Below are 18428 nucleotides of genomic sequence, written 5' to 3' on the forward strand. Positions count from 1 at the left end.
ACCTAATGTTAAACTTTAAAAAAAACAGAATGAAGAAACACACTTTTTGTCGTTTTTCGATACTGTTAAGTATCATCCTTGTTTTTCTTCTTTATCCCATGTCCAGTATGGGAGCACAGAAATATATTTCTGTAAAAGGAGAAGACATGACCATTAAACAGGCTATTCAGCTGATTGAAAAAAACAGTGAATACACGTTCTTTTATAATGCGTCAGATTTGGAAAACAACACGAAACGCGATTATAACAGCACGGGAAATATTGAAAAAGTTCTAAAAGATGTATTTGAGGGCAGCAACGTAAGCTACGTTATTAAAGGAAAAGAAGTTATTCTAAAAGTGACTAAGACTGAAAATACGCAGCAAGTTAAAAAACGTACCATAATCGGTGTTGTAACTGCCAGCGACATCAAAGAACCGATCATCGGAGCCAGTATCTGGCTTAAGAACAGTTCTATCGGGGTTATTACCGATGTGGATGGTAAATATTCCATCGTTATTGAAGGAGTTGGGGGGGTATTAGAGTTTTCGTACATCGGTTACAAAAAACAGGAAATTGCCCTTGCTAATCAGGAAGTAATCAATGTGGTGTTGGAACCTGACACCGAAGTGCTTGATGAAGTGGTAGTTGTAGGGTACGGTAGTCAGAAGAAAGAAAGTGTGGTAGGAGCAATTTCTACACTTGACATGCGTAAACTCAATGTACCGGGTGCTTCCATTTCTAATGTATTAGCAGGTCAACTTTCTGGTGTAGTAGCCATGAGCCGTTCAGGTGAACCGGGTAAAAACAGCTCGGCCGATTTCTATATCCGAGGTGTTTCATCATTCAAGGGTACTTCTACGCCGCTGGTGTTAGTTGATGGTATTGAGCGTGATCTGGATTTGGTGGATACAGATGACATTGCTACCTTTTCTATTTTGAAAGATGCCTCTGCTTCAGCCGTATATGGTGTTAGGGGCGCAAATGGTGTTATTTTGATTACTACCAAGAAAGGGCAGGAAGGAAAACCGGCTATCAATGTCCGCACAGAATTCGGCTTTACTGCTCCCACCAAACGACCGGAAATGATTAACTCGGCGCAATGGGCAGAACTTTACAATGAAGCCAGTGGTACCAACTACTACTCTCCGGAAGTGATTCAGAAATATCGCGACCACAGCGATCCAGATCTTTATCCGGATGTGGATTGGTTTGATGCCCTGTTTGATGACATGGCAGAGAACCAGCGTGTGAACTTGAGTGTGACTGGTGGTGGTGACAACATTAAGTATTATGTGTCCGGTTCGTTCTACAATGAAAGTTCTATCTATAAAAACGCTGGTAATATCTATGGTTACAACTCAGCCATCCGTTATAACAAGTTCAATTTCCGTGCCAATGTCGATTTGAATGTGACTAAGAGTACCACGTTGAATGTCAACCTAGCCAATATCTATGAAAAGTCGTTCGGTCCTGGCTTCGGCGATAATGATAACGATATTTGGAGCTATACCTTTAATGCTTCTCCGAATGCATTTCCGGTACAGTATTCCGATGGTACTTTGTCCGGTCCGTCTACCGACTCCGGCCACAATCCGTGGAATATGCTGGTACACTCAGGTTATCGTGAACAATTTTGGAATTCGGCTCAATCTTTGATTGGCTTGACTCAAGACTTCGGTAAGATTTGGGAACCGCTGGAAGGTCTAACTGCTAATATCAAATTCTCTTGGGATGCTTGGAATACCACGCTGCAACGTCGCTCCAAATCACCCAGCTTCTACCATGCACGCGGACGTGATGCGGAAGGTCGACTGATGTACGATGACAACAACAATGATGGAGAATGGGACCCTGTACACACTGGCAGTGAATCATTAGGTTATGAAATTGGACGCCAAGGTACTATGACCCGTTATCTGGAAGGTTCGTTGAACTATAATCGCTTATTTGGTAACCATCGCGTGGGAGCTCTTTTCCTTTATAATCAGAAAATCCATACCAACACCCAGGCTGCCGACGGCAATGCAGCATTACCTTATAAGAACCAAGGCTTGGCTGGTCGCGTGACGTATGCTTTTCGAGATACTTATTTTGCCGAAGTGAACATGGGATACAACGGATCTGAAAACTTTGCCCGCGGACATCGCTTCGGTTTCTTCCCGGCTTTTGCTTTGGGATGGATGGTATCGAACGAAAAATGGTTTGAACCGCTCACCAAGACCATTGATATGTTGAAACTGAAAGGTTCTTATGGTAAAGTAGGTAACGATGATATCGGCGGACAAAGACGTTGGGTTTATGAATCTACAATTGTGGGCACTGGCGATCAAGGCTGGTGGTTCGGCCAAAGCGGTAATCAAGGGGGAGCAGGTATCCGCGTAGGGGAAATAGAAAATTTGTATGCTTCCTGGGAAGAGGCTACCAAACTCAATTTGGGTGTGGAATTCTCTCTGTTCAATAAGGTAAAGGTGCAGGCTGACTACTTCCGTGAAGAGCGTCAAGGCATTTTCCTGCAACGCGCCGGTTTGCCAGCCATTGTCGGTTTATCCACCATTCCGTATGTTAATATAGGTAGAACACTCAACAAGGGATTTGATGCCAATGTAGAGTACAATCACCAGATTGGAAAAGTATTTCTAACTGCCCGCGGTAACTTTACTTTCAGCCGCAACAAGCTGCTTGATAACGACGAACCCGATTGGGAATACAAATACCAAAATCGCATAGGCAAGCCGTTCGGATCTGACGGTCAGATGCAGCCTTTCGGTCTTGTAGCCCTAGGTCTATTCCAAAGTCAGGAAGAAATTGACAACAGCCCGCGTCAGACTTTCGGTGAATACCGTGTAGGAGATATCAAATATCAGGATATCAATGGCGACGGCATCATCGATACACAAGATGAGGTGGCGATCGGTTATACCAACCTGCCGGAAATCATGTACGGTTTCGGTTTGGGTGCACAATGGAAAAACTGGGATATCAACGCCTTCTTCCAAGGTTCTGCTCATACTTCTTTCTTTCTAGATGGTGTATCGGTAAAGAGTCCGTTCTCCAGTGGTAACATGGAACGTGCGGCTATCAATAAAGACCTGTGGGGCAAAGTGTGGATGTCTACTAATTCGCCTGAACAGAATGCTCATGTCACCTATCCGCGCCTAAGCAATGGTAGCGGGGGTGCCGGCGCTTCCAACAACAACAAGAATTCCACCTGGTGGTTGCGCAATGGCTCCTTTTTACGTCTGAAAAACATTGAAATCGGATATACTTTACCTAAAGAATTTGTCACTAAAACATTTATTAAATCGTTGAGATTTTATGTATCCGGAAACAATTTACTTACATTCAGCTCTTTCAAATTATGGGATCCTGAAAAAGCCAAAGGCTCATCAGATGGCTCAGGCTATCCGCTGAATCGTGTTGTTACTGTCGGATTCAATGCTAACTTTTAAATTATACCAAATATGAAATATAAAAATTACTTCAAATCCATAATATACTTAGCACTTGGAGCTTTTACCTTGGGCTCATGCGAAGATTTTCTTGATAGACAAGAAGACGAAAAACTGACTTTTGATAAAATCTGGGAATCCAGAAACACTACCCAGCAATATTGGCTAAATGCCATGTCTTTCTTGCCCAATGAAAATGGAAGCTTGCAGGGTGATACTGAACCGTATTTAGGAGCATCGGACGAATGTACCATTGCGTATGACCGTCAGTACCGTTGGATAAACTTTGGTACCTGGAACCCCTCACAGGTTCCTTATTATAAGATGGATCACTATTATAAAGGTATCCGCGAATGTAATATTTTCCTGCAAAATGTGTACAAATGCAGCGACCCGTTAGTCACTAAAGATCAGTTGGACGAATGGTACTGGCAGACTCGTTTTGCCCGTGCTTACTATTATTTTCTGATGATGCGTGACTATGGTCCGGTATTTCTGTTAGGCGATGATTTGCTGGATTTCACCGCCAGCACAGAAGAACTGTATCGCCCGCGCAATACCTGGGATCAATGTGTTAACTACGTGGTCAGCGAAATGACGCAGTGTGCTGAAAGTGGCGTTGTTCTTCAACAGTCCGATTTGCCGGCGGCGAAGTGGGGATTGGCTACGGTAGGTACTTGCCATGCCGTGATCTCCCGACTACTGCTATATTCGGCCCGCCCGCTGTTCAATGGTAATAAACTCTATAGCACGGTGAAGAATCCCGATGCACCCGACTTCCCTGAACTGTCAGGTGTTAAGCTCTTCCCTGAGCTTGATAATACCAAATGGCAGAAAGCTGCTGAAGCAGCCAAGAAACTGATTGATAATCCCTGCTACGAACTTTACCGAGCTGGTAACGATAACCCGTATGAAGATTATTATGGAGTGACACACGAAACTTGGAATAAAGAGCTGATTTGGACTGACCGTTATAACGGACTGTTTTCTTGGGGAGTAGGTACTGTGCCCACCGGCGTGGCTGGTACGGCTTATGGGGCAGTAGGCCCTACTCAAGCTTTGGTGGATGCGTATGCCATGAATACCGGTTGGTATCCTATCACAGGATATGAAGCAGATGGAACACCTATCGTAGAGCCCTTATCTGGCTATGAACTGGCTTCCGAACTGGAGAAATCATCTTGGATATATCCGTCTGGTGGTTGGAGCAACAAGGCTGATTTTGAAATCGAAGCTCCCAATATGTATAAGGATCGGGAACCCCGCTTCTATGTCACCGTATTCTTTGGCGGAAACCAGTGGTTGCACGGCAATAGCGCTACTTCCATCTCTTTTGCGAAAGGCGGTAACGGTAATAAGAGTCACGACTATCCAAAGAGTGGCTACCTCTGCAACCGTTTCTATGACCATAAACTCAATTCGTCCGAAGGACAGTGGGGTAATATAACTTTCCCGGTATTTCGTTTGGGAGAAATCTACCTAAATTTCATTGAAGCCGTGCTCGAGTGCAAGAAGAATGGGGTGGCACTAGATCCCAGCTATGAAGCCCTAGCCATGGAAAAATGGGCCGACCTACGGAAACGCGCGGGATTGGACCCCATCACAAGTATCTACGGACAAGTTTCTACAGAAGAGTTGATTCAGCTCTGCAGAAAAGAACGTCAGATAGAATTGGCTTTCGAACGCCATCGCTATTTCGATACCCGTACATGGATGATTGCTACTCAAACTGACAACGGCAAGATGTATGGTATGAACACTTCCTGTCCGCTTGATGCTGGTATGAAGGGAACTGAAACCCCCGACGGTTTCTGGGAGAGAACGGCTTTTGAAACCCGTGTCTTCCAAAACAAGCATTATCTCTATCCTTTCTCTCAGCGAGAACTGGATCGCAACAAGTTGTTGACACAAAATTATGGTTGGTAATGCCCCCGGTATGTATAATTTAACAAAATCAGTTGTATGAAAAACAAATTATTAACTATAGCCCTGACAGCAGCCTGCTGCCTAACCTATATTGCTTGCGATGATAATAAGGATGAGTTTTTGGATGAATTCAGCACCATTCTATCCTTCCGAAACTGTGATGAGATTGAAGTGGAAGTATATAATACAGGTGAAAACGGAGAATACCAGTTGATTGTCAACAAATCAGGCGCTCAACTGGGTACAGTCACCCGAGCTTCCATTGATGTTATGGATAAAGCGTTGCTGGAAATCTACAATGAACAAAACGGAAAAGACTATCAATTATACCCGGAAGATTGTTACGTATTTAATGGAGATAAACAGATAGAATTCGGTCCTAACGATACTTACCAGACCAGATCCGTTACATTGATTACGGATAAGATCCTAGAAAGCAACCAGCAAGAGGGGAATTTTGTGATTCCATTTATCTTGCAAAATAGTGCGGATTCCATCAATGCCGAGCGTAAATATGTGTTTCTGAAGCCCGCTGTAATTGTACCTAATGTTGCATTTGAGAAAACAGGATATAATCTGAATATCATTTCAGATGCTATGGATGCAAATGAAATCGAGCTGAATCTGCCTGCGGTCTTTTCGGTAGACAATAAGTGGAATTTTAGCTGTACACTGGAGCCAGACGAGAGTCTGTTGACCGAGTATAATGAAAAGAACGGGGTGGATTACACCATGCTGTCGGAAGAAGCTTATACGCTGAGCAACGAAGGAAAGATTTTGTTTACAGCTGGCAGTAAATCAGCTAGCTTAACCGTAACCGTGAAACGAAATAAATTGAGTTATGGTAACTATGTGCTACCTTTGAAAATGACACAATGTAGCTCGCCTTACTTTGAAATCAATCCTAATAAACAGTCGTGTCTCTTCGGCATCTCCTATGTGCCTGATGAATCGAAACTGCATCCGGTCACTCTGTCACGTGGTATGACAGCCATCCATCCTAACCGTGAAGTGGAAGGAAAAATTGACTATATGTTCGACGGTAATCCAGATACCTACTACCATTCCGATTATTTGGAAGAACCGGGGTTGCCGCACTGGATACAGTTGAATTTAGATGAACCACACACGGCTTTGATGTTTGAATACCAAGTACGTCACAATAACAACAACGGGGCACCGCAGCGTATCAGTGTGCTAGGCAGTATGGACGGTATCACATTTAGTAAAATAATGACGATTATGGAAGGATTCCCCACTGCTACAAAAGGCACCTATAAATCACCGGTTCTGGTGGGCAAAGAGTTCAAGCACATCCGCCTGGTGGTAGAATCTACTCCAGCAGGTAACAGTTTCGCGCTGGCCGAATTGAAGTTGCATGTAAATTAATCAGTCAGCTTAATATATCTTATATTAGGAAGAGATAATATCTAAGAAAATACCCTACATATTATCTCTTCTTTTAACTTACTTCTATAACACTAATTTATGAAAATATTACCAACCCTTTTATTGATGCTTTTGCCCTTCTATGTATTTGGCGTCTATGGATGCAGCGATGATAATTCCGGGGATGAACAGATCCAAAAATTCACTCTTGCAGAAGTAGATTTACAACAGAATTTTACCAAGGAAAAGGGAGAGCTATCTATACCGGTCAGCACTACCCTCGATGCAAGTCGGTGGGATGTGGCTTCTAACCAAGATTGGTGTATTGCGGCTAAAGATTTGTCTACTTCGAAGCCGAGCATTAAGATTTTGGTGAAGGCGAGTGAGGAGCCTGAGATACGTGAAGCCGTGGTGACGGTAAAGTCACTGGTGAAGAATTATGAAATTCATGTCAAACAATTGGGTTACGGTCCGGCTCTGCTCGTCAAGAGTTCGGTTTCTACGCTCGAGGCCGAGGGCGGCGAGGTAATTGTTACAGTCACTTCCAACATAGAATATGCGGTGGAGAAGTCGGCCGAAGGCGACTGGTTGCAGGCAGTGGAAGCGCCGGCTACCCGTGCCCTAGTATCGAAGAATTATCCTTATCATGCCGCCGCCAATCCCTTGTACGAAGCTCGTACCGTAACCTTGACCTTTACTGCGTATAAAGATAGTCTGCTGCAGGAAACCTTGACCTTGACACAGAAAAAGAAAGCGTCGGAATCATCGGATGTAGAAGTGGAAGGTGATGTGAAGTTGACCCCTATTTCGGCTGTAGCCAGTGAATTGCAGCCAGGTTATGGCATTGAACATACCTACGACGGGAAATTCGATGAGAAACATTATCACTCGCCCTGGGGACAGGAAGCCCACTTCCCAGTGACACTGGAGTATGAGTTCGATGGCACCCGGGATTTAGATTACATCCTCTACCATTCGCGTAGCGGCAACGGTAACTTCGGCAAGCTGAAGATTTACACTGCTTCAGTCGAAATGCCCGAGTATCAGTTGCAAGGCAATTATGATTTTCAAATGCAGAACAACGCCAGCCGCGTGGTATTCAGCCAGAGAGTGAAAAAAGTCACCAAAGTGAAGTTCGCTGTAGAATCGGGAGCAGGTAATTTTGTGAGCTGTTCGGAGATGGAGTTTTTTCAAAAGAATCCGGACAACAAGCTCGAACAACAACTGCTGGCGGTGTTTACAGACATTACCTGTAGTGAACTGAAGCCAGAAGCCACCTTAGAACAGATCAATCAGTTGCCGGGCTACTTTGTCAACCTTGCCACGCAGTTGAAAAACGGTACCTACGATGCCTGGGAGAAAGAATTCCGTATCCAGGATTATCAGGCTTATAGCGACATCAACGTGTGGGCCGATAGGCTGATGACCAAACACTACAGTTGTCTGGATAATCTTACCGGTATCGCGGTCGAGGCGAACGATGAAATTATTGTCCTAGTGGGCAATACTCACGGCTACCCTGTCGCGCTGCAGTGTATCGGGGAGGAAACCACAAGCTTCGGCGAAGAGAAGAATTATGTGCAGACAGCAGCTTCAGGCGATATTTATTTTCTCAAAGAAGGAGTGAATAAAATCACCATCCGCAACCGCGGCCAGCTGTTTGTGATGTATACGGCTGACCTCCAGTCGAATCCTACCTCCATCCGTATTCATATTCCGCTAGGTAGCGGACAGGTGACCGGCTATTTCGATCTGCAGCGTCATCAGACCAATGAGAAGTACGCTGAACTGCTTTCCAAAGCTACCGATAAATACTTCGGAGTGAAAGGTGAAAAGATGATTTTCTACTTCCATCGCTCGGAGATGCTGAAACATGTGCGCACCGAGATTCTTTCGGCCATCCACCTTTGGGATAATATCGTGGAGTGGGAACAAAGCCTGATGGGTATTGACAAAATGCATGCTAACCAGTTCAATAACCACCTCTTTGCTATCTCGCCGGAGGGAGCGTATATGTGGGCATCCGATTACCGAATAGCTTTTGTCTATACCTATTTGGACAACATCCTCTTATATGATAAGGTGATGTTAGCTGAGGACAATGCTTGGGGACCGGCTCACGAAATAGGTCATGTGCATCAGCTGGCTATTGACTGGATGGGATCTACGGAGTCGAGCAACAATCTCTTCTCTAACTACATCATCTACCAGTTGGGCAAATACAAATCACGTGGCCGGGGCTTGGATTACCTGGCGGAATGTGTCTATGGACAGAATCAGGCTTGGTATAACATGGGTAGTGCTACGCACCAAGGCGAAGATACGGAGATCCACATGCGCATGAATTGGCAGTTGTGGCTTTACTACGAACTATGTAAAGGACACGACAAGAAACCCATGGTATGGCCGAAGATTTTCGAGCTGATGCGCACCACGTATCAGCATGTGCCTACCCATCAGCCGGGACAGAGGCAGATGGCCTTTGTCAAAGCAGTGTGTGATGCCACACAGGAGGACCTTACCGAGTTCTTTGAAACCTGGGGATTCTTCAAGGCGGTTGATGCCCCCATTGAGCAGTATGGCCAAGCACAATATACAGTGACCGAACAAATGATATGTGAAACCAAGGCATACATTCAAAACAAGAAGTATCCGAAGGCGGCACCCATTCAGTACATCGAAGACCGGAAGCGTGATTTCTTCCCGTCGAGCGATCCTCGTGCGCAAGAGTCAGGTGATGTAGGTTACTACGAGGTGTTTAAGAATCATACCAAGATTTCGAAGGTGCCCACCTACACTCTCAGTTCTTCACATCAAGGTGCTACTATCCGTGTGAGTGACGGTGAAGAAGCGGTGGCTTTTGAGGTGCGTGAAAACGAAGCAAACAGCCGCCTGCTGTATTTCTCCAACTCTTTCACCTTTACAGTGCCATCTAAGGTATATCAAAGCAGTGCCAAGGTGTATGCTGTACAGGCTGATGGACAGCGCATCCTGTTGACAGCCCGCTAAGCGTTTGTCTGCAGTTCATTATACGACCTTCCTGTCGCTTCTGAAAAGAGGCTCAGGCGGCAGGGAGGTCAAACGAATCAATCACAGAGCCTCGCCCGCTCAACCGTTTATTTGGTAAAAAAAATAGTAGTATGAAACTGAAAAAGCTTTTGTTATCTGTCTTGATGTTGCTGTCTATTAGCGGCCTTCAGGCGCAATCACTGTCCCCCTCTACCCAAATCCATTGGGATAAGGGAACCCTTGTAATAGAAACCCCTGAGCGGCCGACCGACCAACAGCATGTGCTCGGTCTTACCGCTCCGAAGATGGAAACCGTGCGTGTGGCTTTTGTGGGCTTGGGTATGCGCGGCCCTTGGGCGGTGTGGCGCTTCTGCAACATCCCAGGTGTAGAAGTCGTGGCACTATGCGACTACGAAGAAGACCGTGCAGAGGCATCCCAGAAATACCTACGTGATGCCAGCTTGATTCCGGCCGATATCTATTCAGGTGAGAAAGGGTATGAAACCCTTTGTCAACGTCCAGACATCGATCTGGTGTATATTGCCACTGACTGGAATCACCACTTCCCTGTGGCTAAGTATGCCATGAAACATGGCAAGCACGTGGCTATAGAAGTGCCATCGGCCATGAACCTAGAGCAATGCTGGAGCTTGATTGATCTCTCTGAACAGACACGCCTGCACTGCTTCATCCTAGAGAACTGCTGCTATGACTATTATGAGATGAATGCCTTGGCCATGGCTAAGGATGGAGTATTCGGCGAAATCATTCGGGCTGAAGGCGCTTACATCCACGAACTGTCGGCTTTTTGGAAGTCGTACTGGCAAGATCCTAACGACAACGATACCGACAACTTGCATTGGCGCATGAAGTATAATATGGAGAACCGCGGTGATGTGTATGCCACCCATGGTCTGGGTCCAGTGGCTCAATGTATGGACATTCACCGCGGAGACCGCTTCACTACCTTGGTAGCTATGGATACCGAAAGTTTTGTGGGTAAGCAATATGTCGAGAACCTCACCGGCAAGGAACCAAAGGAATTCCGCAACGGTGACCACACTACTACGCTGATGCGCACAGCTCGTGGCAAGGTAGTGGAAATTCAACACAACGTCATGACACCGCAGCCATACAACCGCCTGTTTAAGCTGACCGGAACTAAAGGCTACGCCACCAAGTACCCCACACCCGAATATGCCTTGTCGGGCGATGTCATGAAAGATACTGCGCCCAACATGGACGATATCAATGCCCACAGTTTTCTGAATGACGCTCAGAAGGAGGCCCTTGAAAAGAAATATTATCACCCTATCCTCACCAAGTTTGGCGAAAAGGGGCGTGCCATGGGGCATGGTGGCATGGATTACATCATGGATGCTCGCCTGGTGTACTGCTTGCAAAACGGTTTGCCGCTTGATATGGATGTCTATGATCTAGCCGAATGGTGCTGTCTCTCGGAATTGGGCGCTCTGTCGATGGATAACAACTGTGCAGCTGTGACTTTCCCCGATTTTACCCGCGGTCATTGGGATGAAATGAAGGGGTATAAGCACGCCTATGCTTCGGCAGAAGAAGAAGAAGCTACCGAAGCCAAGGCCGAAGCATATACCATCGCCCAGAAAGAGGTAGCTGCTGCTGCCAATCTCTGGACACTCTATGATAACGTAAAAAATGCAGCCGATGAGAAAGCCCAGGACAAAGCTCTGAAAATCTACCAACGCGCCAAAGCCAAAGCTCATCAGCAGCTGGCTAAAAAGCTGAAAGTAAAAAAGTAAGTCTCGCAGAAGGATTTAAGAAACTGAATATTTTTTTTCTGAAGCGGATTTAAAACAGTTCCTAAGTCAAAATATGAGAAAATAGGGGCACAGGATATTATTCAATGAATAAATTGGGAAATAGTTGAATCAAAGTGCAACAGATGGAGTTTTAATTTATGATATCGTAATAAGAAAACAAATCCCCGGTGCATCACTGCAGCGGGGATTTTCCACCTTAAATTCATCTTATGTCATTTCAATGAATTATATTTCAATTTCTTTATTTGGGTTATTTGCCTAAATTTTAATGCCAACTTTGTGGCATGACTTTCACATAATTCGTCGTTTCATCCCATATATAATCTCCTGTATAATTGCAGTTGAACAGATAATCCGCATCACAACGAAGTAATATCCACTCATTGGAATTTTCAGCTCTCCAATATAAATGTAAGACTGGAATGGCATATTTTACTCCATCATGTCGGGGAGCAAGTCTTTTAACTGGGAATTTACAACTCATAATACCCTTCCAGAAACGTGTTCCTGTCGGAATGTCCACAGAATCCTTACCGATTTCATCTTTCCATTCCTCATCGTTTACTGCTCCTTTCTTTTTGGTACTTGGACTATATGAATTGGACTTCAGCTTGAACTCACGTTCCCAGACCGCTTTTATTTCGCCCCTTAGCGCCTTTTCCCCCCGGTTGGATAAAGTATATACCAGATTCCACGGATCATCATCAGGGACCGGATATGCAAGAATAGAGGTATATCCCTGTCCTTCCACTTCCATCATGCGCAATGCCGGCAGGTCATCCGATGCAGGTGCTTTCACCTCATACAGCCATTCCTCGTCTGTACTGCCATAGGAATATCCCACTGCCCTGCACCACATCGTTTCTCCTTTCTTGCGGAATAACGGCACAAGCTGGTATGTACCGGGAGCGGAAGTCACATAGCACTGGATACGTTTTCCATCCCATGCCCCATTCGTCTTGATGTCTATCGGCTGGAACTGCTCCACAATCTCATTCGTACCCGGCCTCATAAATACAAACCGTAACTCTCCCTCGCCGTTATCGCAATAGGGATTGTAAAAGGTTCCGAACACCTTGCCTTCATTCTGATAGCAGTCATAGCCGTATTCGGTATAATTGGGCCATACCTTGAAAGGATAGTCGTCCGGATTCGGGTTGAGTATAATCTGGTCCGTCTTGCCATACCGGCTCCAGTACTCCACATCGATGTCCACCTGCTCCATGTTGACCGGGGAGTTGTAGTTTCCCGTCATTTTCAGTGTATAGGTGTATTTCATTCCCGCCTCCCATTCATGGTCCCTGTGGAACTCATAGGGATATTCCTTTCCGTCAATGGTAAAACAGACTGTCGCTTTCTGGTCATAACCGTAGACAGGGGGAAGAATTGTCTCCACTACCACCGGATCTGCATCGTTCAGATGATAGTTGCCGCCAGCTTGCAGGCTCCCCCTGCTTGAGAAATCGAATATCAGGGGGGAGTTGGTTTCCCGCCTGATGTCAAGCGTCATCCTTGTGATCACATTGTCAAACCTTATATTTGAAACAATGCCTTCTCCCATATATTCATTTTTCAGAATTTTGATGCGCACCAGGCTCATGGCATGTTTCATCTCAATATCCGCTGTCGGAATGTCCCTGGTGACCGTTGTCCTTCCATACAGGATGTCGTGCTGGTCCGCCAGTTCAAAAGGGATGAGCCTGTCCCCTGATGCCTGTCCGTTGTACGGCAGATAAGCGGCCACCTCCGAATCACCCTCTACCGGAGCGTCCCCGCCGGCATTCCATTTTTTACCGTCAAAGGCATAAGGCACATTATATACATATGGAGAGCCGGTGTCAGTAGTACAGATAAACACCCCCATCTCATGTCCCGGCAGGAATGCCTCTATGATTCCTTTTGTCTGCATCGCCTGCAACGATGCGGTTATTCCGAGCCGTATCTTTTCTTCCTCATCCTTTCCCGGATCATCCCCCGGGGTGACAACCGGCGGTTCAGGTTCCGGCAGGATCTCATCCTTTTCACATGCGGATAATGCACATGTGAGTGAGCCCAACAATATATACCTTAAAATTTTCATTGTATTACTTCTTTCAGTTTATAAGTATCTTACTTTGAAATATTATTTACTTCAAAAGTAATATAAAACTTTACTTCTTTACGTATTCTTTCCAGAACTGCTCCAACCTGTCGCGGTCCAATGTCCCGTCCTCCCTGAGAAAGCAGCCTATCATCGCTTCTATGACAGTCTTTACCCCTCTGTAACGGTGGTCCGCGGCAAATGTCCTCAGTTCCCATACCAGATCCTCGGTCAGGACAATGGTCTGGTTATACGCCTTTCCCGGTGTCCTCGCCATTTTTTTTTCTTTCATGGGGTCTGCTCCCACCATATTTTCCAAGGAAATCCCTTTCGACTTGAATTCTTTCATATTCCTTCTCCTTTATTATTTGTTCATTTTCCTGATCCTTTTAAGGAATTCCTCAGTCAGACTCCGGTAATCCCTTGCCCCGTTGTTCCGTATGGTTGTCTCGAACACGCTCTCCCCCAATGTTTCTATCAGACTCTCCCTGATGTCCACGTCCAGCTTTCTTCCCGCATTGTATTTTGTCATGAAGTAACCGAGAATCCTGACCTCCGCGCCGAGTTTCCTTCTGAGCAGGCCGATGATATAATGTATCTTCTCGATTCCTTTCATGGCGAAATAGTTCCCGTCCGTGGGTATGATCACAAAATCACTCGCCATAAGCGCGTTCTGTGTGATGATGCCCAATGAGGGAGGACAGTCTATCAGAATATGGTCATATTTCTTTTCCAGGCCTCTTATTATTTCCCTGAAAAGAAATTCCCTCCCGGGGGTGGTATTCATGATCACTTCCGTGGCCGCCAGGTCCAAGGACGCCGGCAGCACATCCACCCTGTCCAACCACGTGAGAGGCTTCAGCTCCAGGGGTCTGTCCTGCATGATTTCCTGCAGCACACTCTCGAGCATGACATCCTGGGGAAGACTTGCCATTTCCTCCCCGAACGCCGCCATCGTCGTGTTCGCCTGCGGGTCCGCATCTATGATACATACCTTCTTTCCGTGCAGCCGTGCGATTCCGGCCGCCAGATTCAGCAGCGAAGTGGTCTTTGCCACACCGCCCTTGTGGTTTACACATGCTGTCGTAATTGTTTTCATGATTTGTCTATCTCCTTGATTATTACGATGTAAAGATACGCATTTTTGAAATGTTTACCAAATATTTTTCTACATATTTACTTTATTAGTATTATACTTTAAATATATTTCACATTACATACTTAAATATGAAAATATACATAATCATGTATATTACTTATTTACTTTAATATATAAATAAGTACACTTTCCATAGAAACAAACGTGTTTTTCTGAAAATAAAAGTCATGCTGCAACGAAATTGCAGCCTTGTAGTATATCTTGCAGCCTTAAAGACGCAAAGCCTGTCACATATACGCATAATAAAAAAAGATCTGCGGGGATTTTTATATGGGAAGTAAAGTAAAAAAGCCCCCGGCCTGTTAAAAAGTAACGCCAATCACTTATTAACTACACGAGCGAAGCCACGCGACCGGGGGCAAATACCCTCTGTCGTGGCTTCGTTTTTTGTGTTTAATAAATGATTGGCTCTGCAAAGATAGAAAAATATTTGCTATGACACTGTTTGAGATCCTAAATTTTAATAGGGAGCTTCTGGAGCGTCTGGCCGGGACAGGTTACAAGCCGGACGACTACAAATATATCGACCTGTACAAGGAGTACGAACAAATGCGCCGCAAAGGTGAAAAGGTGACGTATTGTGTGGCCTTTCTCTCGGCCAGACATGGCGTTTCCGAAAGAAAGGTGTATGAGATTCTCGGGCGGTTCAAAAAAGAATGTACGTTCCATGCAGTATGAAAAGAGTGGAATTTTTGCTTTCATGGGGAGAAGAAATGAACTTTGTATCCGAAACATAAACACTCTTACACGACAGAATGATTACAGCAATGAAAAAGTACCACTACAGTCAGGCCCCGCTTCCTTTTGTGGGACAGAAACGCATGTTCGCATCGGAATTCAGAAAAGTCTTGAAGCGTTTCAGTGACAGGACAGTGTTCGTCGATCTGTTCGGCGGTTCCGGACTGCTCTCGCACATCACCAAGCGGGAAAGACCCGATGCAACCGTAATCTACAATGACCACGACAACTACCGCGAGCGTCTGGAGAACATCAGCCGGACGAACGCCCTGCTTTCCGACCTCCGCCGCCTCTCAGAAGGAATCCCCCGCCACAGGATGCTCTCCAAGAAGATGCACGGTATGTTCCTGGAACGTATCCGCCGGGAGGAAAGCACCGGCTTTGTGGACTATCTCACCATCTCTTCCTCCCTGCTGTTCTCCGGCAAATATGCCAGGAACATCGGGGAGCTCGGAAAACTGAATTTCTACAACAATATGCGCCTGAGCGACTACTGCTGCGAGGGCTATCTTGACGGACTCGAGGTGGTATACTGTGACTACAGGGAGCTGGTGGACAGGTACAGGGACTCCCCGGATGTGGTCTTTCTGATAGATCCCCCCTACATGGCGACGGACATCAGCACATACAGGATGGACTGGAAACTTACGGACTATCTGGATGTCCTGCTGGTACTGGAAGGACACCCTTTCATCTATTTCACTTCCGGCAAATCCCCCATACTGGATTTCTGCCGGTGGATGGAGGAACATCCTGAAACCGGCAATCCTTTCAAGGGGGCCGGCATATCCACCCTCACGGCCAGAATGAACTACAGTTCGTCCTATACGGACATCATGCTGTACAAGGAAATGACTGAAGCGGCCTGAAACGGCCACACCACCTTAAATTCCACTTGAAGGTGTGCAAAATGCACACCTTCTTTCATTTGGCAGATGCATTCATTGCAAGCGTCCTTTCATTAAATATCATAATTGAAACCAAAGCGGCCTGATCATAATATTTGCGACCAAAGTACATGTTACCTTTTTTATCGGTATTTATTGACAGAATTTAAATAAAGAAAAAAACGAACCATATAGTTTATTCGTTAATATCCGTTCTTTTTATTTATTAAAAAAATATTAAAGCCAAATTTAGATTGAACTTTCTATCAGAAAATATGTTTATATAAAAATAACAAGCTGTGTTAACTCGCTTCCACCAAATTATTTTTGTCTTTCCCGCTTGTGATAAGCCGGAAGTTCGGAAGTTTTATTTATAGATGTTAGATCAGCATGCCGCGAGGCACATGTGCCGGTATTGCAAGAGAGCTTACCTGTACCGTGATATGGAAAGGGATTGTCTGGACTATATGTTTCAGACAGTTTCCCTTTCTTGTATCAAAGACTGGTGTATAAATTATAATTTGGATATGGTATCTGGCCGTTATGTGACTGAAAAAACATATGATGAACAATACGGGCATGAACTCGTTATCCAATAGAGGATACGGTACGGAAACAATTTATACCTAATGTTATCAGTCTCAAATATCATGCGTATATAGCCGTATCCTATTCCTATAATGAGAATATGCCTTTTCTGGTCCGTGACGGTCCGGAAAGGCATTTTTTCATATAATATTATACCTGCCATACGGAATGCTCATTCTTCGGTAATAATTTTATAAACCTGTGCAATTTCTGTGATTTTATTATATATTTATATGTATATAAAAACGTGCGGATGAAATGTTGCTATTATTCGGACAGGGATGCGGTCAACCTATGCAGCAAATGCGGGAAGGGCTTATGCATGGAGTGTGTATGTGGATCCCCTCCCGGTTTGCCGGGAGGGTTATCAGAGTCAGCCGGGGAGGATACTTTGGAGAAAACTTACCTGTCTGTTTGTATTCATCTGCCTGTTCTTTGCAGGTGTCGTTTTCGGGCTGTCGTCCGTATACGTTCAAGGCGGTAATAGGATTTCTACAATGTTTTCCGCCCTTACTGTTAGAAACATAATGCCAGGCGTTCCTTCCGGCTGTTTCACCGGTTCTTTTTGGTATGGTGGAATACAGTGCACGGTATTCCATTTTTTACAGACATTCTTATTGTCGGGGCACACGCTGCCTTATCTTCCTGAGTGAACTTATGGGCCCGGCTTTGTCAGACCTTTCACTACTCCTTTCCAGGCGGTTGCGAACCTTCGGATTATATGGATATGTTGCCGCTTCCTTCTGCCGTGAAGGAAGCTCCCGTATTGCAGGAAGAATATATTCCATTATCTTCTTGTTAAAATATATAAAACATCCCGTGTTTCAAAACAATTCGATCCTTTATTTTGTTTTTTTTGTTAAACTGTACTTTTGATGTGTCTGTATGTTTCTGTTGAAGTGACCGCAGTATTTCATTTTCCCTTTCAGGCCTGTGAAGGTCCGATTGATGTTATTCAAAGATGTCATATGAACATGCCGTGAGGCACATGTACAGGTTCAAGGGCTGACCCCTTCCTGCACTATTGCAACGTAAAGGACTGCAGAATACAGAAACGGGACTGAATACATCTTTTCTGTCTTTTTTCATATGTGAAGAAACAGGAGAAAAGTGCATCCCATGTCGTCCTGACAGTGTATGATAGGGTTTCATCATGTTGTTACCATTAGGAATAAGGGCGTATGGGGATTTTCCCTTATGACTCCCTGGCTTGTGATAAGCTGGGGAGTTTTTGTGTTTTCCTACTGTGCATTTCTTTTCGGATAAGCTGTTGTGAACAAATCCACCATTGTTTTGTTCTTGAGAAATAAAGTAGATTGTCAAAACGTAACTAATCTGAACCGTTCCGGCTTGTGACAAGTAGGAGCGGTTTTTTAGTTTGATGTTTTTAGAATAAAGATCTCACATGAATTATGTGCTTCT

10 protein-coding genes and 1 pseudogene are annotated in these 18428 nt (G+C 45.0%); 7 read left to right on the forward strand and 4 right to left on the reverse strand.

Going from position 1 to position 18428, the window contains the following annotated elements; all coding sequences use genetic code 11:
- The first annotated feature begins 29 nt into the window (after positions 1-29).
- The 5 genes from BVU_RS04805 to BVU_RS04825 all read left to right on the forward strand — a co-directional run bounded on the left by BVU_RS04805 (position 30) and on the right by BVU_RS04825 (position 11533).
- Positions 30-3431, forward strand: a complete 3402-nt coding sequence (locus BVU_RS04805; protein ID WP_011964966.1) for a SusC/RagA family TonB-linked outer membrane protein — start codon at positions 30-32, stop codon at positions 3429-3431.
- A 12-nt stretch (positions 3432-3443) separates the two neighbouring features.
- Entirely contained in the window at positions 3444-5357 is a 1914-nt protein-coding gene (locus tag BVU_RS04810; RefSeq protein WP_011964967.1) for a RagB/SusD family nutrient uptake outer membrane protein, read from the forward strand.
- Between the two features lie 36 nt (positions 5358-5393).
- A complete protein-coding gene (locus tag BVU_RS04815) occupies positions 5394-6746 on the forward strand; it encodes a BT_3987 domain-containing protein (RefSeq protein ID WP_011964968.1) in 1353 nt (450 codons plus the stop codon).
- Positions 6747-6845: 99 nt separating this feature from the next.
- Positions 6846-9755, forward strand: coding sequence for a M60 family metallopeptidase (locus BVU_RS04820; RefSeq protein WP_011964969.1), 2910 nt, complete (start codon positions 6846-6848; stop codon positions 9753-9755).
- A gap of 131 nt (positions 9756-9886) precedes the next feature.
- On the forward strand, positions 9887-11533 hold the full coding sequence (locus BVU_RS04825; RefSeq protein ID WP_011964970.1) for a Gfo/Idh/MocA family protein: 1647 nt from the start codon (positions 9887-9889) through the stop codon (positions 11531-11533).
- A 286-nt stretch (positions 11534-11819) separates the two neighbouring features.
- On the opposite strand, the gene BVU_RS04830 is transcribed toward BVU_RS04825, so the two are convergent.
- The 3 genes from BVU_RS04830 to BVU_RS04840 form a co-directional block, all read right to left on the reverse strand.
- Entirely contained in the window at positions 11820-13634 is a 1815-nt protein-coding gene (locus BVU_RS04830) for a fimbrillin family protein (RefSeq protein WP_011964971.1), read from the reverse strand.
- A gap of 70 nt (positions 13635-13704) precedes the next feature.
- Entirely contained in the window at positions 13705-13983 is a 279-nt protein-coding gene (locus BVU_RS04835; protein ID WP_011964972.1) for a hypothetical protein, read from the reverse strand.
- Positions 13984-13998: 15 nt separating this feature from the next.
- A complete protein-coding gene (locus tag BVU_RS04840; RefSeq protein ID WP_011964973.1) occupies positions 13999-14733 on the reverse strand; it encodes a ParA family protein in 735 nt (244 codons plus the stop codon).
- Positions 14734-15228: 495 nt separating this feature from the next.
- Between BVU_RS04840 and BVU_RS04845 the strand changes: the two genes are divergently transcribed.
- Together BVU_RS04845 and BVU_RS04850 are read left to right on the forward strand one after the other, a co-directional pair.
- On the forward strand, positions 15229-15471 hold the full coding sequence (locus BVU_RS04845; RefSeq protein ID WP_008671547.1) for a hypothetical protein: 243 nt from the start codon (positions 15229-15231) through the stop codon (positions 15469-15471).
- Positions 15461-16400 (forward strand): annotated as a pseudogene (locus BVU_RS04850) (DNA adenine methylase). Before BVU_RS04845 ends, BVU_RS04850 begins: the two are co-directional and overlap by 11 nt.
- 893 nt (positions 16401-17293) lie before the next feature.
- Here BVU_RS04850 and BVU_RS04860 read toward each other — a convergent pair.
- Positions 17294-17605, reverse strand: a complete 312-nt coding sequence (locus BVU_RS04860) for a hypothetical protein (protein WP_041174410.1) — start codon at positions 17603-17605, stop codon at positions 17294-17296.
- Positions 17606-18428 lie beyond the last annotated feature (823 nt).

Origin of the sequence: Phocaeicola vulgatus ATCC 8482 (genome assembly GCF_000012825.1) — a bacterium.
Classification (GTDB): domain Bacteria; phylum Bacteroidota; class Bacteroidia; order Bacteroidales; family Bacteroidaceae; genus Phocaeicola; species Phocaeicola vulgatus.

What these genes read in the sequence shown, in the direction of transcription:
- BVU_RS04810 (WP_011964967.1), top strand. Translation starts at nt 3,444, where the DNA reads ATGAAATATAAAAATTACTTCAAATCCATAATATACTTAGCACTTGGA.
- BVU_RS04830 (WP_011964971.1), bottom strand. Translation starts at nt 13,634, where the DNA reads ATGAAAATTTTAAGGTATATATTGTTGGGCTCACTCACATGTGCATTA.
- BVU_RS04815 (WP_011964968.1), top strand. Translation starts at nt 5,394, where the DNA reads ATGAAAAACAAATTATTAACTATAGCCCTGACAGCAGCCTGCTGCCTA.
- BVU_RS04805 (WP_011964966.1), top strand. Translation starts at nt 30, where the DNA reads ATGAAGAAACACACTTTTTGTCGTTTTTCGATACTGTTAAGTATCATC.
- BVU_RS04820 (WP_011964969.1), top strand. Translation starts at nt 6,846, where the DNA reads ATGAAAATATTACCAACCCTTTTATTGATGCTTTTGCCCTTCTATGTA.
- BVU_RS04860 (WP_041174410.1), bottom strand. Translation starts at nt 17,605, where the DNA reads ATGGAATACCGTGCACTGTATTCCACCATACCAAAAAGAACCGGTGAA.
- BVU_RS04840 (WP_011964973.1), bottom strand. Translation starts at nt 14,733, where the DNA reads ATGAAAACAATTACGACAGCATGTGTAAACCACAAGGGCGGTGTGGCA.
- BVU_RS04835 (WP_011964972.1), bottom strand. Translation starts at nt 13,983, where the DNA reads ATGAAAGAATTCAAGTCGAAAGGGATTTCCTTGGAAAATATGGTGGGA.
- BVU_RS04845 (WP_008671547.1), top strand. Translation starts at nt 15,229, where the DNA reads ATGACACTGTTTGAGATCCTAAATTTTAATAGGGAGCTTCTGGAGCGT.
- BVU_RS04825 (WP_011964970.1), top strand. Translation starts at nt 9,887, where the DNA reads ATGAAACTGAAAAAGCTTTTGTTATCTGTCTTGATGTTGCTGTCTATT.